Source organism: Pseudoxanthomonas mexicana (genome assembly GCF_014397415.1).
Classification (GTDB): Bacteria; Pseudomonadota; Gammaproteobacteria; order Xanthomonadales; family Xanthomonadaceae; genus Pseudoxanthomonas_A; species Pseudoxanthomonas_A mexicana.
This window is the reverse complement of the sequence record NZ_CP060731.1, coordinates 955,757-976,861: the sequence shown is the minus strand read 5'-3', so window position 1 is coordinate 976,861 and position 21,105 is coordinate 955,757. Positions and strand designations below refer to the sequence as shown.

The window sequence follows — 21,105 nt, the reverse complement described above, 5'->3', positions numbered from 1 at the left end:
TTTCCTCTTTTCCTACGATGCGCGTCGCGGTCGAAGCCGGGTATCGAAGGCGAGCAGCATGTCGCGCAAGGGCGTGAACAACGTGGACAGGCCGGCCACCACGCCGAGCGTATTGGCCAGGGCGTCGCGCGGATCGGCCATGCGCGTGGCGGTCAGCGCGCCCTGGGCGAACTCCAGACCGACGCCCAACGCGATCAGCAGTGCTGCCACGACCACGCAGCCGCGTCGCGTCGCGAACAGCTGCATCGCCGACGCCGACAACAGCGCGTAGGCGAGGAAGTGCTCCACCTTGTCGCCCCCTTCGGGCACCGGCGGCAGGCCGCTCAGGTTGACCAGCGACAGGACGACGACGCCCGTCACAGCCAGCAGCCACAGGCCCCACCACAGGCGCGGGCGATGGAACGGCTTCAACATGAAAACACCGCTCACAGGCGCCAGCTCAGGTCGTTGAACAGGAAGGCCGCGCCGAACTCGACATCGCGCGAGAAGCCCATCAGCTGGAAGCGCTCACCCATCTCGCTGGGCAGCGTCAGCCGCTTGGCTTCGTTGCGCAGGCGCAACAGGGTGGCCTCGTCCGCACGCGCCTGCGCTTCGTCCAGCCGCTCCTGCAGACCGTTGCCCAGCAGGAAGTTCGCCTGCGTGGTGTAGCCGGCCAGGTCGAAGCCGGCATTCGTACCGGCCTCGGCCAACGCGGTGAAGTCGACCGACGCGGTGATGTCCTGCAGGCCCGGCCACAAGTAGGCATCGTTGTGGACGCGATGCCGGTAGTACGCGCGCAGCGTGCCGTCGTCGCGGTCGGCCTGGTAGAACTCGCGCCGCGGGTACCCGTAGTCGGCGAACAGCATCACGCCCCTGTCCAGGCCGCCCATCACCGCCTGGATCCAGTAAGGCAGCTGCGGCAGCAGCTCGGACCGGTAGCCATCGGGGAACGGCGCATCCAGGTAGCGTTCGACATGGCGGACTGCGGCCGACAGCAGCGCGTCGGCCGGACGGTCGGTGCGGACGAAACGACCCTCCCCGTCCAGCGCGACGCCTTCCTCGAACACTTCACCGTCACGCAGCGTGAAGCGCGGAGTGGGCAGCGCATCGATCACTTCGTTGGCGAACAGCACCCCATTCCAGGTCTCGTCCGGCGGCGCATCCAGCCACTCGACCAGTTCGAACACGGGCGGGATGAGCCGGCGCCCCAACCGTTCGCGCTGGCGTTCGCGCAGATCGGCGCTGGGCTCGAGGATGGCGTAGCGCGTGGGTAGCGCATCCAGTTCCAGCAGCCGCTTGAGCATGATCTCGGCGAATGCACCGCTGCCGCCGCCGATCTCGACGAACCCGGCTTCCGGGCCCAGCTGCTGCAGTACCGGCGCCACCGCCTGCGCCACGCAGCTGGCGAACAGCGGCCCCAGCTCCGGCGCGGTGGTGAAATCGCCCGCTTCGCCGAACTTGGTGCTGCCCGCGCTGTAGTAGCCCAGCCCGGGCGCGTAGAGGCTGCACTCCATGAAGCGCGAGAACGGAATGCTGCCGCCCTCGGCGGCGATCTCGTTGCGGATGAAGGCCGCGAGGCGTTCGCTGTGCGCACGCGCGTCGTCGTCGGGGAGGGGCAGATCGGCCTGCATGGTGCACCGGGCAGCGGGAAACCCGGCCATTGTACGGGCCGTCTAACACTGGAATGGCGGCCCTAGCCAACCCCGGGGGTCGCGCATAGAATCGTGGTGCACAGCAGCAACGGACACGCCATGACCTATTGCGTCGGCATCGAAGTCAACGAAGGCCTGGTCTTCGCCGCGGACACCCGCACCAGCGCCTCCTTCGACGATGTGCGCGTGTACCGCAAGATGCACGTATTCGAATGGCCCGGCGACCGCGTGTTCGTCATCATGTCGGCCGGCAACCTGGCCACCACGCAGCTGACCATCTCGCGGCTGCAGCGCGATGCCGACGATCCGGATGCGACGCGGAGCCTGCGCACGTTCTCGCACCTGTACGAAGTGGCGGAGTACGTCGGCGACACCCTGGTCGCCAGCCAGGTGAAGATGAAGGACGAGGCGCAGCAGAGCGGCGTCAACGTGCAGTCCACGCTGATCCTGGGCGGCCAGATCGCGGGCGAGCGTCCCGGCCTGTACATGGTCTATCCGCTCGGCAACTGCATCGCCACCTCGCCGGAAACGCCTTATCTGCAGATCGGCGAATCCAAGTACGGCAAGCCGATCCTGGACCGCATCATCCGCCCGGAAACATCGCTGGAGGATGCGGCGCGCTGCGCACTGGTGTCCCTGGATTCCACCATCCGCTCCAACCTGTCGGTCGGCATGCCGGTGGACATGGCGCTGCTGCGCAGCGGCGACCTGAAGATCAGCCAGAAGATGCGGCTGGAAGCGGACACCCCGCTGTACGCCGAGATCCACGACACCTGGTCGCGCAAGCTGGAAGCCGCCGTGCACAGCCTGCCGCGTTTCCCGTGGGAACCGCCGCAGGAACGCGAAGACGTGCCGGGGCCGCTGCCGGCCATGCCGCCCCGCCGGATTCCTTCGCGACAGGATCCGGGCGACGCACAGGGCCAGCAGCAGTAACGACCGATGGCTGCCGGCGGCCTGAAGCCCTGGGTGGTCGCGCTGCTCGTGTTCTGCGTGGGACTGGGGCTTACTGCCCTCTGCTTGGCATGGTGGGTGCCGCCGGCATGGCGTATCGCGGCGGGCGTGGCCGGCACGTTGATCGCCAGCAAGCTCGCGGCCGTGTCGGCCGCTGCGTGGCGTGCCCGCGACTGATCGGGTTCACCCGTGGAAGTAGCCCGCGGCGATGGCATCGTGCAGCGCGCCCAGGTGCGTCTGGATCTCGTCCATGAACGCGGCGGGGTTCCGCTCCGCGAGCACGGCCGGATCGGCGTTGCGGGTCATCCCGATCACCCGGTTGAGATGGCGGTCCACGCCAGGGCGGGGCGGCATGGTGGGCAGCACGCTCTGCGCGCGCGTCAGGCAGAAGTGCACGCTGCGCGGAAACTCGTTGTTCTGCAGCAGGAACCGCAGGGCCAGTTCCGCGGTGACGCGCTGGCGCACGTGGCGACGGAACATCTGGTACGCGGCCAGCGAACGCAGCACGCTCATCCACTGCATGTTCTGGAACGCTTCGCGATCCTCTTCGTGGCGCGGGGTGACCAGGCCGGAGGCGCCGGCATCGATGATGCGCGTGGTCATGTCGGCCTGCTCCAGCGCCGTGCCCAGGCGCAGGAACTGGTACCCGATGTCGCGGCTGACGTTCGCGCTGAGCAGGCCGGAGACCTTCAGGCAGCCGTCGACGATGCGCTGCAGGAACTCCATGCGGTAGCGCCGGCCCAGACTGCGCTCGCCCTGCGCGCCGATGTAGAGGTGCAGGTCGTTGATCGCTTCCCAGACGTCCTGCGGCAGCGTGTCGCGGATGCCGCGCAGGATTTCCCGGGCGGAATCCACGGACGTGCGCAGCGATGAGGGATTGCGTTCGTCCAGCAGCAGGAAACGGATCACGTCCACGTCGCCTGCGGCGTCGCCGGCATCCGGATAGCACTGCTCGAAGCAGTCGCCCGCGCCCACCGTGTCGATCATCGGCCGCCACGCGAACCGCACCGAACGGGGCATGTCCAGCTGCAGCTGGCTGCCCACGCCGACCAGGCGCGCGGTGTTCTCGGCACGCCGTACGTAGCGGCTGAACCAGTACAGGTTGTCGGCCACCCGCGAGAGCATCAGGCGTTCTCCCCGTCGTCGTCGGCCAGGTCCACCACCCAGGTGTCCTTGGCGCCACCGCCCTGCGAGGAATTGACCACCAGCGAACCCTTCACCATCGCCACGCGCGTCAGCCCGCCGGTGGTGACATAGGTGTCCTGGCGCGACAGCACGAACGGGCGCAGGTCGATGTGGCGCGGCGACGGGCCCTGCTTGGTGACGATGGGCGCAGTGGACAGCGCCAGCGTGGGCTGCGCCATGTAGTTGCGTGGGTTGGCTCCGATCAATGCCTTGAATTTCTCGCGCTGTCGCCTGGTCGAGCGCGGGCCGATCAGCATGCCGTAGCCACCGGATTCGTTGGCCGGCTTCACCACCAGCTTCTCGATGTTCTCCAGCACGTACCTGCGCTCCTTGGCGTTGTGGCACAGGTAGCTGGGTACGTTGGGCAGGATGGGATCCTCGTCCAGGTAGTACTTGATCATCTTCGGTACGTAGGCGAAGACCACCTTGTCGTCGGCCACGCCGGCGCCCGGCGCGTTGGCCAGCGCGACCCTGCCGGCACGCCAGCTGCGGATCAGGCCGGGCACGCCCAGCACGGAATCCGGATGGAACACCTCCGGATCGATGAACAGGTCGTCCACCCGGCGGTAGACCACGTCCACGCGCTTCGGCCCGTACACCGTGCGCATGTAGGTGCAGTCGTCGTCGGCGACGAACAGGTCGCTGCCTTCGACCAGTTCGATGCCCATGGCCTGCGCCAGGTAGGCGTGCTCGAAGTAGGCGCTGTTGAACACGCCCGGCGTCAGCAGCGCGATGACCGGCGTGTCGCCCGGGCGCGGCGAGAGCGCGGCCAGGGTGTCGTACAGCTGGCTGGGGTATTCGTCCACCGGCAGGATCGAGCTGGTCTCGAACAGTTCCGGGAACACGCGCTTGGCCACCATGCGGTTTTCCAGCATGTAGCTGACGCCGCTGGGGATGCGCAGGTTGTCTTCCAGCGCGTACAGCGTGCCGTCGCCGTCGCGCACCAGGTCCGAGCCGCAGATGTGCGCCCACACGCCCAAGGGCGGCGTGATGCCGACGCACTGCGCGCGGAAGTTCACCGAATCCTTCAGCAGCATCGCCGGGAACACCTTGTCCTTGACGATCTGCTGCCTGCCGTAGATGTCGCCGATGAACAGGTTCAGCGCGCGCATGCGCTGCTTCAGGCCGGCTTCGGTGCGCTGCCATTCGCTGAGCGGGATGATGCGCGGGATCAGGTCGAACGGCAGCGTGCGGTCGACGTTGCGGCCGTCGGAGTACACGGTGAAGGTGATGCCCTGCACGCGCGCCACCACGTCGGCGGCGAGCTGGCGTTCGGCCAGTTCGCGGCCGGACAGTCCGGCCAGGTATTCGACCAAGCGGCGTGCGGCCGGTCGCGGCCGTCCATCGGCCTGGATCAGTTCGTCAAAGGTCGTGGTGCGGTACTTCGCCCAGTCCATTCGCCTTCCTGCTGTCCCGGCCGGCGCATCCGGCACGGGGTGATGCGTCGCAACATGCCCGCTCGACGCTCGCGCCGTCAAGCATCCCATCGACGCGAAGATCGACTCACATTTTTCGGTGCGGTCTTGCGCCATTCCGGTGCAAAGCAGGGAGAATGCGGACTCCTGTTCCGGAGCCTGCCATGCCCACGTCGCGTCGTGTCGTCCTCATCACCGGCGCCGCCCGTCGCATCGGCGCCGCGATCGCCCGCCGGCTGCATGCCGACGGCTGCGACGTGGCGCTGCATTACCGGGACTCGGCCGCCGACATGCACGGCTTGGTCGACGAACTGGAAGCCGGGCGCCAGGGCAGCACGCTGATGCTGCAGGCCGACCTGGCGGTCTTCGACCGCTTGCCCGAACTGGTGGCGAGAACCGTGGGCCATTTCGGCCGTCTGGACGCCCTGGTCAACAACGCATCGGCGTTCTATCCCACGCCCGTGGGCGGCGCCACCCCGGCGCAATGGGAGGAACTGTTCGCGGTCAACGCGCGCGCGCCATTCTTCCTGGCGCAGGCGGCAGCGCCGCACCTGCGGGCCGCACGCGGCGCCATCGTCAACATCGCCGACATCTATGCCGAGAAACCGCGTGCGGACCTGGCGGTGTACGCCGCCTCCAAGGCCGCGCTGCTGGCGGTCTCGCGCGGGCTGGCGGCATCGCTGGCGCCGGAGGTGCGGGTGAACGCGGTGTCGCCCGGCGCCATCCTGTGGCCGGATGGCGGGATCGATCCACACGTGCAGGACCGACTGCTGGCGCAGACGCCGCTGGGCCGCATCGGCGATCCCGGCGACATCGCCGGCACCGTCGCCTGGCTGCTCGGCGACACCGCCGGCTACGTCACCGGCCAGGTGATCCACGTCGACGGCGGCCGGCACACGGCATAAAGCCCCACCTAGCGTGCGCCATGCGCACGACCGCAGGATTGCCGACTCACGCGCACTGCCCGTTGCGCCGGATCGCGATCATGCGGTCGCGCAGGCGATGGTCATGAGGTCGTGCGCGCGGCGCACGCTACGGGAATGGCACCGCCTGGGGAGGCGTGGCGTGGTCGGGGTGTTCGCGCCACAGCGCCGCCAGCGTGCGTCCACTGCGCGGCTCGACCGCCTCCGGCGCGATGTCCACCAGCGGCAGCAGCACGAACGCGTGCTTCAACTCATCGCGGGGCAGCCGCAGGTTGCCCGGCCCCTGCAGCACCAGGTCGTCATAAAGCACGATGTCGATGTCGAGCGTGCGGTCGGAGAAGCGCGGCCCGCTGCGATCCCGGCCATGCGCATCTTCCAGCGCATGCAGCCAGTCGTTGAGCGCGAGGGGATCGAGGTCGCTGTCGATCATGGCGGCGGCATTGAGGAAGTCAGTGCCGTCGAAACCGACCGACCGCGTGCGGTAGACCGGCGACAGCAGCACCTCGCCGAACCGCGCGCGCAGGGCGGCGACGGCGGCGCGCAGGTGGCGTTCGGGCTCGACGTTGCTGCCCAGGCTGAGATAGGCCATTCCCATGGCGTCAGGCCGGACGTTCGCCGCGTTCGATCAGCACGCCCACGTTGCGGGCGCCGGTGACCGCGCCGGGCTTGCTGAGCTTCAACCGCACCCAGGCCACGCCGAATTCGTCGCGGATGATCGCCGCGCACCGCTCCGCCAGTGTCTCGACCAGGCCGAAGTTCGCCTCCTCCACGAAGGAGATCAGCCGCTTGGACACGGCCTTGTAGTCCAGCGTGTGCGCGATGTCGTCGCTCGCCGCCGGCACGCGGTTGTCGAACGCCATCTCCACGTCCAGCGCCACGGTCTGGCGGATGCCGCGCTCCCAGTCGTAGATGCCGATGACGGTCTCGATGCGCAGGTCTTCGATGAAAACGATGTCCATGGGGGGCTCTGGATCCGGGTGCGGGAATGGTACGCGCAATCGATGGGCGCGCTCAGCCCATGGCCGCCACGGCCGCACCTGGCACACCGTGCAACCGGCGCACGTCGGCCCCACCCGGCTGCTGGAACACCTGCAGCCCGAACTCCGGCAGGATCGCCAGCAGGTGGTCGAAGATGTCCGACTGGATGCCTTCGTACGGCCCCCATGCCACGGTGCGGGTGAAGCAGTAGACCTCCAGCGGCAGGCCGGTCGGGCCCGGCGGCAACTGGCGCACCAGCAGCGTCATGCCGTCGTGGATGTCGGGATGCGCGTGCAGGTAGGCCTCGACGTAGGCGCGGAAGGTACCCAGGTTGGTGATGCGGCGCTGGTTGACGCGCTCGCGTCCCTGCTCGGCCAGGCGCGCATTCCAGGCGTCCAGCTCGCCATCCTTGCGCTGCAGATAGTCGGCGAGCAGGCGGAAGCGGCGCAGCCGCGCCTGCCCGTCTTCGTCCAGGAACCGCACGCTGTTCTGGTCCAGGTACAGCGCGCGCTTGATGCGCCGTCCGCCAGACTCGCTCATGCCGCGCCAGTTCTTGAACGAGTCGCTGATCAGCTTCTTGGTGGGGATGGTGGTGATGGTCTTGTCCCAGTTCTGCACCTTCACTGTGTGCAGCGCGATGTCGATGACGTCGCCGTCGGCGTTCTGGCTGGGCATCTCGATCCAGTCGCCCACCCGCACCATGTCGTTGGAACTGAGCGTCACGCTGGCCACCAGCGACAGCAGCGTGTCCTGGAACACCAGGATCAGCACCGCCATCATCGCGCCCAGGCCCGACAGCAGGATCACCGGCGAGCGGTCGATCAGCGCCGCGACCATCAGCACCGCCGCGACCACGAACACGACGATCTTCAGCAACTGCAGGTAGCCCTTGATCGGCTTGTCGGCGGCATCGGGCCGCCGCTGGTAGACCTCGTTGGCCAGGTCCAGCGCCGCCGCGACGGCCAGCGCGACCGTGAGGATGATGAAGGCGAAGCAGACGTTGCGGACGACCGTCACCAGCAGCGCCGGGAGGTCCGGCACGAAGGCGACGCCGGCGGCCAGCACCACCGCGGGCACCACGTTGGCCAGGCGCGGGATCACCCGCAGGCGGACTTGGTGGTCGCCCTGGCCCAGCGGCAGCGTGGCCAGCAGCCGGCGCAGGCCGCGCAGCAGCACGCGCTTGGTGATCCAGTTGGCCAGCCACGCCAGCAGTACCAGTACGCAGGCGACGACGACGGTATACGCCCATGGATACGGCGCAAGGCTTGCGCGCAGGGCATCCAGCTGTTCGGTCATTCCGTTACCCCTTGAGGTGGTTCATGCGCGCCCTGGCGTCTGCATTGCGCAGGCGGGCGCACCGGTTGGCGGAGCGGGAAAGCCTAGCCGCACCGCCTTGAACCTGAACGGAATTCGCCGCCCCGTTCCCCTCAGCCCGCTGCGGCCACGGTCGCCAGCGTGGCCATGTCCCAGCGCGGCGTGACCTTCACTTCGGCCGTCTCGTGCTGGCCCGCCTCCAGCCTCAGTGCGCCGGCGAACGCGATCATCGCGCCATTGTCGGTGCACAGCGACGGACGCGGGAAGCAGGCGCGGCCGCCGCGCCTGAGCGCCATGTCCTGCAGTTTCGCGCGCAGGCGCTTGTTGGCGCCCACGCCGCCGGCGATGACGATGACGTCGCTGCCGGCTTCGTCCAGCGCGCGTTCGCACTTGATCGCCAGCGTGTCGACCACCGCATCCTCGAAGCCGCGCGCGATGTCGGCCTTGGTCTGTTCCGACTGGTCGCTGTCGCGCCAGGCCAGCAGCACCTGCGTCTTCAGGCCGGAGAAGCTGAAGTCCAGCCCGGGGCGGTCGGTCATCGGCCGGGCGAATCTGAACCGGCCCCGCGTCCCCTGTTCCGCCAGCGCGGCCAGCTGCGGACCACCGGGGTACGGCAGCCCCATCATCTTGGCGGTCTTGTCGAACGCTTCGCCGGCGGCGTCGTCCAGCGTCTCGCCCAGCAGGCGGTAGCGGCCGATCGCGTCCACGGCCACCAGCTGAGTGTGTCCACCGGAGACCAGCAGCGCCACGAACGGTGCTTCCGGCGGATCGTCTTCCATCAGCGGGGCCAGCAGGTGGCCTTCCATGTGGTGGACGGCCACGGCGGGCACGTCCAGCGCCCAGGCCAGCGACCGGGCCACGCCGGCCCCGACCAGCAGGGCGCCGACCAGGCCCGGGCCGGCCGTGTAGGCCACGCCGTCCAGGTCCCGGGTCTCCAGGCCGGCCTCGGCCAGGGTCTGCCGGATCAGCGGCAGCAGCTTGCGGACGTGGTCGCGGCTGGCCAGTTCCGGCACCACACCGCCGTATTCGGCGTGCAGTGCGATCTGGCTGTAGACCGCGTGAGCCCGCAGGCCGGCCGCGCCGGACCGGCCGGTGTCGTAGACGGCCACGCCGGTTTCGTCGCAGCTGGTTTCGATGCCGAGGACTTTCATGACGGGGATCTGGTGCTCCTGGGGGACAGGGACAAGCCGGGGTGGGTTGCAGCGCCGGAGTCAGCCGCTATAATACGCGGCTCACCCGGTCTGCCCGGGCCTTTACTTCACCGAGATTACGTATGCCCAGCGTCAAAGTCCGCGAAAACGAGCCGTTTGAGTTTGCGCTGCGTCGCTTCAAGCGCACCTGCGAAAAGGCCGGCGTCCTGGCCGAAACCCGCAAGCGCGAGTTCTACGAGAAGCCGACCCAGGAGCGCAAGCGCAAGGCCGCCGCCGCGGTGAAGCGCCAGCTGCGCCGCAGCTCGCGCGACGTCACCAAGCGCCAGCGCCTGTACTGAGCCGCGTCGCTTCGCGAGAAGCCGGCACGCGCAAGCGTCGCCGGCTTTTTGTGTTTTTGGCGCCCGCGGGCGCCGCCCCACCCTCCGCAGGAGTCACCCATGTCCCTGAAACAGCAGCTCACCGATGACATGAAGGCCGCGATGAAGGCCGGCGAGAAGGATCGCCTGGGCGTCATCCGCCTGATCAACGCCGCCATCAAGCAGAAGGAAGTCGACGAGCGCGTGGAACTGGACGATGCCGCCGTGCTGGCCGTGCTGGAGAAGATGGTCAAGCAGCGCAAGGATTCGGTCAGCCAGTACGAAGCCGCCCACCGTGAGGACCTGGCCGCCGTCGAGCGCGCCGAGATCGCGGTGATCGACGCCTACCTGCCAGCCAAGCTGGGCGAGGCCGAGATCCTGGCTGCCATCGAGGCCGCCATCGGCGAGACCGGCGCGTCCGGCCCGGCCGACATGGGCAAGCTGATGGGCGTGCTGAAGCCGCGCCTGGCCGGCCAGGCCGACATGGGCCTGGTGTCCGCGCTGATCAAGAAGAAGCTGGCGGGCTGAGCGAGAACCCGCCGGGGCGCGTCTCCATGGCATCCTGACGCCATGGAGACCCCCACCATCACCCTGCGCCCGGCCACCCGCGCCGACATCCCGCAGATCCTCGATTTCATCCGCGGCCTGGCCGAGTACGAAAAACTCGCCCACGAGGCCGTTGCCACGCCGGCCCTGCTGGAACAGCACCTGTTCGGGGAGCGGCCTGCGGCCGAAGTCGTCATCGCCGAGGCCGACGGCACGCCGGCCGGTTTCGCCCTGTTCTTCCACAGTTTCTCGACCTTCCTCGGACAGCCGGGGCTGTATCTGGAAGACCTCTTCGTCTATCCCCGATATCGCGGCCTGGGGCTGGGCAAGCGGCTGATGGTGCATCTGGCGCGCCTGGCGGTGGAACGCGGATGCGGCCGCTTCGAATGGTCGGTGCTGGACTGGAACACGCCCGCGATCGATTTCTATCGCCGCCTGGGTGCCACCGGCATGGACGAATGGACCGTGCAGCGCGTCAGCGGCGAGGCACTGCGCGCGCTGGCCGACGCGTCCACGTGAACGTCCCGACGACGCCGCGCTAACGAAGCGCTGACACGCGGCGGGCCACCCTCGGCCCATGCACACGCCTGTCCGCCTTCCCGCCATCCGGCAACACCTGCAGCGGCTGAGTGCGCGCGCCGAGCGCAGCCTGCCCCTAGCACTGATGCGCCGCTTCATCGAGACCGACCTGATGACGCAGGCCGCATCGCTGTCGTTCTATGCGCTGCTTTCGCTGGCGCCGCTGCTGATCCTGCTGCTGTGGCTGACGGCCTCGCTGTACCCGCCCGCTCAGCAGTCGCTGCTGGACCAGATTGGCCAGCTTGCCGGCTCCGATGCCGCCGCCGTGGCCAGGACCGTCATCCGCAACGCCGACGCCCGCCCCGACCTGGGCTCGCTGGCGGGGCTGTGGAGCACCGCGCTGCTGCTGGTGGGCGCGACCGTGGTCTTCGCCCAGTTGCAGGGTGCGCTGAACCTGATCTTCCGCACCGACGCGCAGCGTCTGAATGGCCTGATGGCGTGGCTGAAGAAGCGGGTGTTCTCGCTGGGCGTGGTGCTGGCCATCGGCTTCCTGTTGATCGTGTCGATGATCGCCACCACGGCGCTGCAGGTGGCCTTCGCCAGGCTGCCGTCGCTGCTGCCCGTGCTGGGCTACACCAGTACCCTGCTGCTGTACGCGCTCGCCTTCGCCTTCTTCTACCACTACCTGCCGGACCGGCGCGTGGCGTGGAGGCAGGCGTTCCTGGGCGGCGTCATCACGGCGCTGCTGTTCGCAGGCGGGCGCTACCTGATCGGGCTCTACCTGGCCGAAGCGGCACCCGGCAGCGCGTACGGATCGATGGGCGCGCTGGTGCTGATGCTGGTGTGGATCTATTACGCCAGCGTGGTGTTCTTCGCCGGGGCGCTGATCACGGCGGTGATCGACGAGCGCAGAGTTCGAGAAGTGAGTCGGGATGAGTGAGGAGTGCGAGAAAGCCGCTTTTACTCACTCCTCACTCCTCTCCACTCACTCCTTCCAATCAGTCCGCTTGCTGGTCTTGCCGATGCCGGGATTGAACGTGTTGGTGGGATCCAGCCCGCGGTAGAACGCGGCCAGCTGCGGCTTGGCGTGGTAGAGGTGGCCCACATTGTGTTCGGCCGGATACTCGGCACCACGCGCATCCAGCAGCTTCCAGAGCGCGTGCTCCACCGCAAGCGGATCCGTTCCCCGCCGCACGATGTAGTCCTGGTGGAAGACGTGGCAGAAGAAGTGCCCGTAGTAGAGACGCGCGACCATGGTGTCCGCCAGCGCGGGGGGCAGCGTCTCCACCCAGTCGCGGTCGTCGCGGCGCAGGGCGACATCCAGCGCGACGATGTCCTCGACGGCGTCGCGATGCACTTCGCGATACCGCACGGCGGCGCCGGCGACGGCGAAACGGTGCAGGAACGCCTTGCGGCCCTCATCGGCATCGCAGGCGAAGAATGCGCCTTCGCGGCCGGCGAAGAAGCGGTCGAGGAAATCGCGCGTGGCGCCTGCGTCCTGTGCCGACACCTTGAGCAGCAGATGATGTTCGTAGCGCGCGCGGAAATCACGCAGACGTGGCGGCAGGTGGTCGGGCAACCACCCGGACACCGCCTGGAGCACGCGGTCGGTCAGGCCACGCAGGCCCCACCGCTCGCACCAGCCGTCGATGCGGCTCTTCAGGGCGAATGCCGCCGGCACGCGGTCGGTGCCGAAGCGGTCGATCAACAGGAAGGTGTCCTTGCCGTAACGGTCGCCGATATCGAAGGCGTCGCGATGCAGGTACTCGCCGGAGATCGGCAGCCGCTCGAAGGCGGTCAGCAGGTGGCGTCGTACGGCCGTCAGGTCGTCCGGATCGTTGCTGCCGATGTAGAACACGGCGGCTTCGTCCTTCTCGAACGTATCCAGCCGTACCGCGAACACGGCCAGCCGCCCCGCGCAGCCCGACGCCTCATGCAGGCGCGACGGATCGGCGTTGTAGCGCGCCGGCGTCGGCGCATCGACCTGGCGTACGTGGGCCGCGTAGCCGCGGTCGGAAGCCGCGCGGGCGGCATCGCGGGCGATGTCCGTCGCCGTGTAGTCGCCCGCCTGCAGCCGCGTCAGGATCTCCTCCGGCGTGTCGCCCAGGGCGATGCCGAGATGATTGACCAGCCGCAGCACGCCGTCGGCACCCACCTGTGCGTACAGCGCCAGCTCGGTGTAGGCCGGGCCACGCCGTACCAGCGCGCCCCCCGAGTTGTTGCACACGCCGCCGAGGACGGACGCCCCGATGCAGGAGGAGCCGATCACCGAATGCGCCTCGCGTCCCAGCGGGGCGAGCGTCTTCTCCAGCACGTCCAGCGTCGCGCCTGGCAGGCAGACCACCTGGCGGCCGTCTTCGATCACCTGCACGCCGGCCAGCCGCTGGGTGCTGACCAGTACGATGCCGCGGTCGTAGTCGTCGCCATCCGGCGTGGAACCACCGGTGAGCCCGGTGTTCGCCGCCTGCATCAGCACGATGCGCCCGGCCTGCACCGTGGCCTCCAGCACGCGCCACAAGGCCAGCAGCGTGCCGGGGCGCACCACGGCCAGCACCGGTCCGTCGCCGAAACGGTAGCCCTTGCGGTAGCGGCGCGTCGCCCGTGTACCGGTCAGGACGTGCGCCGCGCCCACGGCCTCGCGCAGTCGGGCCAGCAGGGCGTCGTCGGAGGGCATCGTCGCAGGCATGGCGGCATGGTAGCGCGCGACCCCGGCGGCCCGGCCGGGCATGGCATCCTATGTGGCCCATGGCCCGCATCCCCGACGCCTTCATCGACGAACTGCTCGCCCGGACGGATATCGTCGAGGTGGTGGGCGCGCGCGTGCCGCTGAAGCGGCAGGGCAAGGAATACTCGGCCTGCTGCCCATTCCACGACGAGCGCTCGCCCTCGTTCACGGTGTCGCCGACCAAGCAGTTCTACCACTGCTTCGGTTGCGGCGCGCACGGCACCGCGCTGTCGTTCCTGATGAACTACGACCGCCTCGAATTCCTCGATGCGGTGGAAGAACTGGCCCGCCGCAACGGCATGGAAGTGCCGCGCGAGACGCAGCAGCGCAACGAGAACAACGATACCCGCGACCTGTTCAACGCCCTGGAAGCGGCCGCGCGCTTCTTCCAGCGCAACCTGGAGGGCAGCGAGAAGGCCAAGGCCTACCTCGATGGCCGCGGCGTGGATGCGGCGATCCGCACGCAGTTCATGATCGGCTACGCACCCGATGGCTATTCCGCACTGAAGGACGCGTTGGGCACCGACGAGCGGCGGATGAAGCTGCTCGACCGCGCCGGCCTGTTCTCGAAGAACGACCGCGGCCACGTCTACGACAAGTTCCGCGACAGGGTGATGTTCCCCATCCACGACCGGCGCGGACGCGTGATCGCCTTCGGCGGCCGCGTGCTGCAGAAGGACGATGGCCCGAAGTACCTCAACTCGCCGGAGACCGCGCTGTTCCACAAGGGGCGCGAGCTGTACGGCCTGTGGCAGGTGAAGCAGGCCAACCAGAAGATCGCGCGGCTGGTGGTGGTGGAGGGCTACATGGACGTGGTCTCGCTGTTCCAGTTCGGCGTGAAGGAGGCCGTCGCTACGCTGGGCACGGCGACCACGCCGGAACACGCCGAACTGCTGTTCCGCAACGCGCCCGACGTGTATTTCTGCTTCGACGGCGACGCCGCCGGCCAGCGCGCGGCGTGGCGCGCACTGGAATCGGTACTGCCGCGCATGAAAGATGGGCGGCAGGCCTTCTTCCTGTTCCTGCCCGATGGCGAGGATCCCGACACCATCGTGCGACAGGAAGGCGCGGCGGGATTCGACGCGCGCCTGCAGCAGGCGATGCCGCTGTCAGAGTTCTTCTTCCAGGAACTGGGCAAGGACATCAAGCTGTCCACGCTGGACGGCAAGGCGCGTCTTGCTGAGCGCGCACGCCCCTTGTTGGCACAGATTCCCGATGGCGCCTTCGGCGACCTGATGCGCCAGCAGCTGACGGTGGTGACGGGCGTGGGCGCGGGCACCGCGACGCCGTCACCCGCGCCGGCACCGGCACGCCGCGCACCCGCTGCCAAGCCGGGCCAGAAGCCCAGCTTGGTCCGCCACATCATCGTGCGCCTGCTGCACAAGCCCGCGCTGGCCCTGGCGATCGAATCGACGCATGGTTTCTCGGGCCTTCGATTGCCGGGCATGGAACTGCTGCTGGAGCTGCTGGCGCTGGTCCATGCGCGCCCCGACATCACCACCGGTGCGCTGCTGGAACATTTCGCCGAACGCGACGAGGCCGCGGCGCTGCAGAAGCTGGCGATGCAGGAGCTGCCCGGCGACGAGGACGGCTGGCGGCAGGAGGTCCTGGATGCGGCGGTTCAGCTGGAGAAGCAGATGCTGCAGCAGCGCCTTGACGAACTGCAGGCCAAGCAACGCAATATCGGGCTGGACGAAGCCGACAAGTACGAACTGCGCACGCTGCTGCAGGCCCGCATCGGTCGCCATTGAGGACTCCGTGATGAAACGCACCGCATCCCTGCTGTTTTCCGCGCTGCTGTGCGCAGCGTCCTTCGCCGCCACCGCCCACGATTTCGTCCAGCCCCGACCCGGGCTGCATACCGGTGGCCAGCCCTCGCGCGACGATCTTGCGCGCCTGCAGGCCGAGGGCGTGCGCACGGTGATCGACCTGCGCGCTCCCCAGGAGGATCGCGGCTACGACCAGGCCGCCGAGGTGCGTCGCCTCGGCATGGACTACATCGCCCTGCCGATCGCCGGCAAGGACGACATCACGCCAGCGAACGCCGCGGCCCTGCATGCCCTGCTGAAAGAACGCGACGGCGAAGTGCTGCTGCATTGCGCCTCGGGCAACCGCGTCGGTGCGCTGCTGGCGCTGGCGGCCGTCCAGGTCGATGGCGCATCGCCGGAAGCGGCGCTCACGCTGGGCCGTGCGGCCGGACTGAAGTCGCTGGAGCCGGTGGTGATGGAACGGTTGGCGAAGCCCGAACGCTGAGGGGTCTGTAGGAGCGACGTGAGTCGCGACCGCACGAACGAAGCCACGTTTCAAGTTCGTTCGTGCGGAAGCGCGGCAACGGCATCGCACGAGCCAAGCAGAAGAAGCGCCGATCAGGAGTGGTCGCGACTCACGTCGCTCCTACCGCAGCATCACCCCGCCGGCACGAACGCGATGCCGCCCACCGAGGCGGCAGGACGCAGCAGCGGCATCGCCCAGTGGTCGACCAGCAGGAAGGCGAACAGCGCCATCAGGTAGACGATGGAGTAGTTGAACACGCGCATGGCGAAGAACTCGTCCGGCGGGTTCAGCAGGCGCCACGCATACCACAGGAACACCGAGCCCAGCACCAGCGCGCCGCCCAGGTAGAAGAAGCCGCTCATGCCGAATACCACCGGCAGCACGGTCACCTCCACCAGCAGCACGGTGTAGAACAGGATCTGCCAGCGCGTGTAGGTCACACCGTGCGTCACCGGCAGCATCGGCACCAGCGCGCGCGCATAGTCTTCACGACGGAAGATCGCCAGGGCCCAGAAATGCGGCGGCGTCCACACGAAGATGATCAGCACCAGCAGCAGCGCGTGCGGCCAGTCCCACTCGCCCTGCATGCCGGTCATCGTGGCCCAGCCCAGCAGCGGCGGTGCCGCGCCGGCGATACCGCCGATGACGATGTTCTGCGGCGTGGCGCGCTTCAGGAACACCGTGTAAACCACCGCGTAACCGATCAGCGACGCGAAGGTCAGGATGGCGGTGATCGTGTTGACCCACAGCACCAGGATCGCCATCGACAGTGCGGCCAGCACCAGGGCGAACGCCAGCGCCTGCCACGGCTGCACCTGGCCCTGCACCAACGGACGCCACGAGGTGCGCGCCATCTTCGCGTCGATGCGCGCATCCAGCAGCTGGTTGATGGCGGCGGCGCTGGAGGCGGCCAGCCAGATGCCGAGGAAGCCCAGCGCGCCGCGCAGCAGTTGCCCGCCATCGGGCAGACCCTCGATGGCCAGGCACATGCCCACCAGCGCGGTGAACACGATCAGCGCCACCACGCGCGGCTTGGTGAGGTCCCAGTACTGGCGGAACGTGGACGCCATCAGTCGGGCCTGCGCAGGCGTGCGAGCAGCGAGACCATCGTGAACAGCAGCAGCACGGCACCGGCGTTGTGCGCCACGGCGACCGGCAGCGGCAGGTTGAGCCTGACGTTGAGGATGCCCAGGGTGACCTGCGCGGCGATCAGCACGATCAGCGTCAGCGCCCAGCCGCGCATGCCGGGGGTGCGGAACAGGCGCAGCGCCAGGGCCAGCACGTACAGCGCCACGACCACTGCCATGGCGCGATGGGTCAGCTGGATGGCGATGCGCGATGCGCCGTCCAGCACGCCGCCCTCATAGTCCACGCCGATGCCCCGCCACAGCACGAAGCCTTCCCGGAAGTCCGCCGGCGGCAGCCACTGGCCCACGCACTTGGGGAAATCCAGGCCGCAGGCCAACGCCGCGTAGTTGGCGCTGACCCAGCCGCCCAGCGCGATCTGGATGCCGAGCAGCACCAGGCCGCCGGCCAGCCAGCGCCGCAGCACCCCGGCGTCGGCCAGCGTGATGGGCCGATCAGTCGCGCGCCATGCCATCCACACCAGCAACGAGAAGGTGGTCAGGCCGCCGAGCAGGTGACCCATCACCACGATGGGCTTCAACAGCCACGTCACCGTCCACATGCCGAGCAGCGCCTGGAAGATGATCACCGCCAGCGTCAGGGCGGCGGCGCGCGCCAGGTCGATGTTCGACCAGCGCAGGGCTGCGAACAGCAGGATGGCTTCCCCGAGGATCGCCAGCGCCGACGCGGCGACGTGTTCGCCGTGCATGTACAGCGGAATGGCGGCACCGACCAGCCCGGCGGCCGCCAGGATCTGCGCGATGCCCCAGCGCCGACGACGCGCGGCCAGCAGGGCCAGCACCAGCACCAGCACGCCCAGCGACGCGGCGATGTGGCGATGCACCTGTTCGCGCCACGCCTTGTGGGTCTCGAACGGACGGATCTCGCTTGCCACGTGCGAAGCCGCTTCGTCGACGGCCTTCGGCCATGCGGCGCGGCCGTAACAGGTGGGCCAGTCCGGGCAGCTCAGACCGGCATCGGACAGGCGCACGAAGGCGCCGAACACGACGACGCACAACGTCAGCGCGACCGCCAGCCAGGCGATGCGGTGGAAATGTCGGTAGATCACGGGGCGCGCAACAGCATTCATCATGGTCTGCGGTTCGTTCGGGAGCTCAGATGAGCTTGATCAGCTTGGCGACGTCGGTACGCAGGTGGCCTGGGTCGAAACCCGGGGCGTAGCGCAGGATGACGAAGCCGTGGGGATCGATCACGTACACCGGCGTGCCGGCGGCATCGTCCACCTGCGGCAGGCGCGCGCGCAGAGGATCGTCGGCACGGACCTGGCGCAGCGCCGTGTGGCGCGGCGCCTGCGCCGGGTAGTCGCCGATCCACAGGATGTCGACTTCGTCGGCGTTGTGGCCGAACAGCTGCCAGACCTTGTCCAGGTCCCGCGCCAGGGCCAGGCACGCATCCGCGCAGCCGGGTGCGGGTGCGGCCACGATGCGCCAGCGGCGCTCGGCGGGCTGCCACGCGTACGTACCGCCATCGACGAGTGCAGGGGCCAGATCGCGTGCATCCGCGGGCGGCTGCAGCAGCTGGCCATGGTTCTTGTGCCCCGCAGGCTGCCAGCCGGAGAAACGCAGGATGCCGGCCCCGAACACGGTGCCGAAGAACAGGGCGAACAGGCCGACGAGCATCCACCGCCCGCGACGCCGCTGGGCGGGATCGAATGGTTTGGGGTCCATGGGCGGCATTTTCTCATGCCCGCGCGCTCATTGCCCCTATGCCGACGCCCGACAGCACGATCCCGCAGGCCAAGCCCGCTGGATGCCGTACAACGCCGCTCGATGGCCGCTCGTGGTGAGCCTGTCGAACCACGCGCTTCGCGATGGTCGACCCGTCACGACAGCCCCGCCTGCCGTGGATACCGGGGGCCGGCAGGCTCACTGCAAACCGATCGCATCCCCAGAGCATGCGGGCATGGCGGGTCGAAGGATGTCTACCGGCCCCGTCTACCGGCCCGCCGGCTGCGCCAGGTCAGGACCAGCGCCGTGATGAACACCGCAGCGGCCAGGCCGAACCACTGCACCGCGTAGCCCACGTGGCGTTCCGGCGGCAGCGTGTTCGGCAGGATGTCGAGATCGCGGGCGTAGCCCAGCGGCAGGTCCGGGTCCAGCTTCAGCACGCGCGGTGCCAGCGCCGGCAGGGACAGCGCCTGCGCCAGCGCCTCCCGCTGCAGCGCGATGACCAGCAAGCTGCCGTCTGCCAACACCGTGGGCGAAGCCTGGGCGATGCCTTCCGACGGTGGCGGCACCAGCAGGCCGGCGATGCGCTGCGGGCCCCGCAGCGGGGCCACGGCCGGCATCGTGCGGTCGCCCGGCACGGGCAGCCAACCCAGTTCCACCAGCAGCGGCTCGCCGCCGCCCGCGGGCAGGAACACGCGGTAGGCGCGTACGCCCGGCTGGCGGTCGCGCGTCTGGTTGTCCAGCAGGATGGCCGGGCCGGGCAGGAACTCGCCCTCGCCCACCACCCAGTCGTAAGCCTGCAGCCGCGACGCATCCGCGGCCAGCGCCAGCGCCTGCGGCTGGCGCTCGGCCAGCACGCGCGCGGTGTCGGCCAGCATGGCCTCCTTCTGTTCGGCCCGACCCCATTGCCAGGCACCCAGGCTGCCGAACAGCGACATGGCCAGCACGGCCAGGGTCCAGCCGATCGGCAGCGGCATGCGCCGGCTCATGGACTGCGTCCGAATGTCGCACCCACCCCGGGCTCACGCCGGGGAAGCGATAATGCTTGCCTCATCGCCCGCGCCCCGCCGAGGACGCCATGAACGATTCGCTGAAAACCCTGCTGATCATCGCCTTCCTCATCCTCATCGTGTGGAACCTGGGTGCCGGCCTGTACTACATGCTGGTCGACAAGAGCGAGAGCAAGCGCACCGTCAACGCCCTGACCCGGCGCATCGCCCTGTCCGTCGGCCTGATCCTGCTGGTGGTGCTGGCCATCAAGATGGGCTGGATCCAGCCGCACGGCGTCAATCCCGGCTGACGCCGGCCGGGATCCGGCCGCAGAGATTCGGGATTCGCAAAAGCAAAGAGCGACGGGCGACCGTCGCTCTTTGTGCCCTCGGGATGCGCGCTGCGACTCCCGTATCCCTGGTCCCGCCTCTTACAGCACGTAAACGAACAGGAACAGGCCCAGCCACACCACGTCCACGAAGTGCCAGTACCACGCCACGGCCTCGAAGCCGAAGTGGTTGTCCTTGCTGAAGTGGCCCTTCGCGCAACGGAACCAGATGATCGCCAGCATGATCGTGCCGAGGGTCACGTGCAGGCCGTGGAAGCCGGTCAGCATGAAGAAGGTGGAACCGTAGATGCCCGAGCCCAGGGTCAGGTTCAGTTCCTTGTAGGCGTGGATGTATTCCTCGGCCTGGAAGAACAGGAACGTGCAGCCCAGCAGCACGGTGGCGCCCAGCCAGATCAGCAGCTGACTACGGTTGCCGGCCTTCAGCGCGTGGTGCGCGATGGTGATGGTCACGCCCGAGGTCAGCAGGATCAGCGTGTTGAGCAGCGGCAGGCCCCATGCGGGGATGGTCTGGAACTGACCGCCCACCTGGCCCGGGCCGGCGCTCGGCCACGCGGCGCTGAAACCTTCCCACAGCAGGCTATTGGTCATCACGCCGTCGCCCTCGCCGCCCAGCCACGGCAGCGCCAGCGTGCGCGCGTAGAACAGGGCGCCGAAGAAGGCGGCGAAGAACATCACTTCCGAGAAGATGAACCACACCATGCCCATGCGGAAGGACACGTCCACCTGGCGGTTGTAATTGCCGCCCACCGACTCGCGGATGACGTCGCCGAACCACATGAACAACGTGGCGCACAGCATCAGCACACCGGCGTAGAAGGTCCACATGCCCCACGAGATGTCGTTCAGCCAGCTGGCCACGCCGACCATGGTGACGAACATGGCGATGGAACCCACGAACGGCCACTTGGAGCTATGCGGCACGAAGTAGATGTTGGCGTCTGGCGAATGGGTTTGTCCCATGGCGTGGCTTCCGGTTGCTGAGCGT

Annotated in this window: 24 protein-coding genes; 10 read left to right on the top strand and 14 right to left on the bottom strand. The window is 68.6% G+C overall.

The genetic code is table 11. The features are described 5' to 3' along the window. Positions 1-12: 12 nt before the first annotated feature. Together IAE60_RS04440 and IAE60_RS04435 are read right to left on the bottom strand one after the other, a co-directional pair. A complete protein-coding gene (locus IAE60_RS04440) occupies positions 13-414 on the bottom strand; it encodes a VanZ family protein (protein ID WP_187574015.1) in 402 nt (133 codons plus the stop codon). 11 nt (positions 415-425) lie between these two features. Beyond that, a complete protein-coding gene (locus IAE60_RS04435; RefSeq protein WP_187574014.1) occupies positions 426-1,610 on the bottom strand; it encodes a class I SAM-dependent methyltransferase in 1,185 nt (394 codons plus the stop codon). A 120-nt stretch (positions 1,611-1,730) separates the two neighbouring features. Here IAE60_RS04435 and IAE60_RS04430 point away from each other — a divergent pair, with 120 nt between their 5' ends. Together IAE60_RS04430 and IAE60_RS04425 are read left to right on the top strand one after the other, a co-directional pair. After that, positions 1,731-2,564 (top strand): proteasome-type protease, encoded by an 834-nt coding sequence (locus tag IAE60_RS04430; RefSeq protein ID WP_185894818.1) that lies wholly within the window; start codon positions 1,731-1,733, stop codon positions 2,562-2,564. A 6-nt stretch (positions 2,565-2,570) separates the two neighbouring features. Further along, positions 2,571-2,759, top strand: coding sequence for a hypothetical protein (locus tag IAE60_RS04425; protein ID WP_162108617.1), 189 nt, complete (start codon positions 2,571-2,573; stop codon positions 2,757-2,759). Between the two features lie 6 nt (positions 2,760-2,765). Here the strand turns inward: IAE60_RS04425 and IAE60_RS04420 are convergent, their stop codons facing one another. Then, positions 2,766-3,707: an alpha-E domain-containing protein gene (locus IAE60_RS04420; RefSeq protein WP_162108616.1), complete on the bottom strand. Its 942-nt coding sequence runs from the start codon at positions 3,705-3,707 to the stop codon at positions 2,766-2,768. Next, positions 3,707-5,164, bottom strand: coding sequence for a circularly permuted type 2 ATP-grasp protein (locus IAE60_RS04415; protein WP_187574013.1), 1,458 nt, complete (start codon positions 5,162-5,164; stop codon positions 3,707-3,709). Before IAE60_RS04415 ends, IAE60_RS04420 begins: the two co-directional genes overlap by 1 nt. A gap of 182 nt (positions 5,165-5,346) precedes the next feature. Here IAE60_RS04415 and IAE60_RS04410 point away from each other — a divergent pair, with 182 nt between their 5' ends. After that, on the top strand, positions 5,347-6,087 hold the full coding sequence (locus IAE60_RS04410) for a pteridine reductase (protein ID WP_187574012.1): 741 nt from the start codon (positions 5,347-5,349) through the stop codon (positions 6,085-6,087). A 127-nt stretch (positions 6,088-6,214) separates the two neighbouring features. On the opposite strand, the gene folK is transcribed toward IAE60_RS04410, so the two are convergent. From folK to tsaD, 4 genes are all read right to left on the bottom strand, one after another. Beyond that, positions 6,215-6,700: a 2-amino-4-hydroxy-6-hydroxymethyldihydropteridine diphosphokinase gene (folK, locus tag IAE60_RS04405; RefSeq protein ID WP_187574011.1), complete on the bottom strand. Its 486-nt coding sequence runs from the start codon at positions 6,698-6,700 to the stop codon at positions 6,215-6,217. Between the two features lie 4 nt (positions 6,701-6,704). Continuing rightward, a complete protein-coding gene (gene folB / locus IAE60_RS04400) occupies positions 6,705-7,064 on the bottom strand; it encodes a dihydroneopterin aldolase (RefSeq protein WP_187574010.1) in 360 nt (119 codons plus the stop codon). 52 nt (positions 7,065-7,116) lie between these two features. After that, positions 7,117-8,379: a mechanosensitive ion channel family protein gene (locus IAE60_RS04395; RefSeq protein WP_187574009.1), complete on the bottom strand. Its 1,263-nt coding sequence runs from the start codon at positions 8,377-8,379 to the stop codon at positions 7,117-7,119. Between the two features lie 131 nt (positions 8,380-8,510). After that, positions 8,511-9,548 carry a tRNA (adenosine(37)-N6)-threonylcarbamoyltransferase complex transferase subunit TsaD gene (tsaD, locus tag IAE60_RS04390; protein ID WP_187574008.1) on the bottom strand — a complete coding sequence of 346 codons (1,038 nt, stop codon included), beginning with the start codon at positions 9,546-9,548 and terminating at the stop codon, positions 8,511-8,513. Between the two features lie 122 nt (positions 9,549-9,670). On the opposite strand from tsaD, the gene rpsU reads away from it, so the two are divergent. The 4 genes from rpsU (at position 9,671) to IAE60_RS04370 (ending at position 11,909) form a co-directional block, all read left to right on the top strand. After that, a complete protein-coding gene (rpsU, locus tag IAE60_RS04385) occupies positions 9,671-9,886 on the top strand; it encodes a 30S ribosomal protein S21 (protein WP_002808376.1) in 216 nt (71 codons plus the stop codon). A gap of 99 nt (positions 9,887-9,985) precedes the next feature. Continuing rightward, the gene (locus tag IAE60_RS04380; protein ID WP_187574007.1) at positions 9,986-10,432 is read left to right on the top strand and encodes a GatB/YqeY domain-containing protein; all 447 of its coding nucleotides are present in this window, start codon (positions 9,986-9,988) and stop codon (positions 10,430-10,432) included. Positions 10,433-10,474: 42 nt separating this feature from the next. Beyond that, a complete protein-coding gene (locus IAE60_RS04375) occupies positions 10,475-10,969 on the top strand; it encodes a GNAT family N-acetyltransferase (protein ID WP_162108610.1) in 495 nt (164 codons plus the stop codon). Positions 10,970-11,027: 58 nt separating this feature from the next. Beyond that, positions 11,028-11,909, top strand: a complete 882-nt coding sequence (locus IAE60_RS04370; RefSeq protein ID WP_187574006.1) for a YihY/virulence factor BrkB family protein — start codon at positions 11,028-11,030, stop codon at positions 11,907-11,909. A gap of 45 nt (positions 11,910-11,954) precedes the next feature. On the opposite strand, the gene dld is transcribed toward IAE60_RS04370, so the two are convergent. Next, positions 11,955-13,643 (bottom strand): D-lactate dehydrogenase, encoded by a 1,689-nt coding sequence (dld, locus tag IAE60_RS04365; RefSeq protein ID WP_187574662.1) that lies wholly within the window; start codon positions 13,641-13,643, stop codon positions 11,955-11,957. A gap of 71 nt (positions 13,644-13,714) precedes the next feature. On the opposite strand from dld, the gene dnaG reads away from it, so the two are divergent. Next, entirely contained in the window at positions 13,715-15,445 is a 1,731-nt protein-coding gene (gene dnaG / locus IAE60_RS04360) for a DNA primase (protein ID WP_187574005.1), read from the top strand. Positions 15,446-15,455: 10 nt separating this feature from the next. Further along, the gene (locus tag IAE60_RS04355) at positions 15,456-15,947 is read left to right on the top strand and encodes a protein tyrosine phosphatase family protein (protein ID WP_187574004.1); all 492 of its coding nucleotides are present in this window, start codon (positions 15,456-15,458) and stop codon (positions 15,945-15,947) included. Between the two features lie 152 nt (positions 15,948-16,099). Here the strand turns inward: IAE60_RS04355 and cyoE are convergent, their stop codons facing one another. The 4 genes from cyoE to IAE60_RS04335 form a co-directional block, all read right to left on the bottom strand. Continuing rightward, positions 16,100-17,038, bottom strand: coding sequence for a heme o synthase (gene cyoE, locus IAE60_RS04350; RefSeq protein ID WP_244966652.1), 939 nt, complete (start codon positions 17,036-17,038; stop codon positions 16,100-16,102). After that, positions 17,038-18,183, bottom strand: coding sequence for a COX15/CtaA family protein (locus tag IAE60_RS04345; protein WP_187574661.1), 1,146 nt, complete (start codon positions 18,181-18,183; stop codon positions 17,038-17,040). The genes cyoE and IAE60_RS04345 overlap by 1 nt, the downstream gene beginning before the upstream one ends. Before the next feature lie 25 nt (positions 18,184-18,208). Continuing rightward, complete coding sequence (locus tag IAE60_RS04340) at positions 18,209-18,781, bottom strand: hypothetical protein (RefSeq protein WP_187574003.1); 573 nt, start codon at positions 18,779-18,781, stop codon at positions 18,209-18,211. A 254-nt stretch (positions 18,782-19,035) separates the two neighbouring features. Beyond that, a complete protein-coding gene (locus IAE60_RS04335; RefSeq protein WP_187574002.1) occupies positions 19,036-19,770 on the bottom strand; it encodes an SURF1 family protein in 735 nt (244 codons plus the stop codon). Between the two features lie 89 nt (positions 19,771-19,859). Here IAE60_RS04335 and IAE60_RS04330 point away from each other — a divergent pair, with 89 nt between their 5' ends. Next, positions 19,860-20,081 carry a twin transmembrane helix small protein gene (locus IAE60_RS04330; protein WP_162108604.1) on the top strand — a complete coding sequence of 74 codons (222 nt, stop codon included), beginning with the start codon at positions 19,860-19,862 and terminating at the stop codon, positions 20,079-20,081. 120 nt (positions 20,082-20,201) lie between these two features. On the opposite strand, the gene IAE60_RS04325 is transcribed toward IAE60_RS04330, so the two are convergent. Then, positions 20,202-21,080, bottom strand: coding sequence for a cytochrome c oxidase subunit 3 (locus IAE60_RS04325; protein ID WP_162108603.1), 879 nt, complete (start codon positions 21,078-21,080; stop codon positions 20,202-20,204). Positions 21,081-21,105 lie beyond the last annotated feature (25 nt).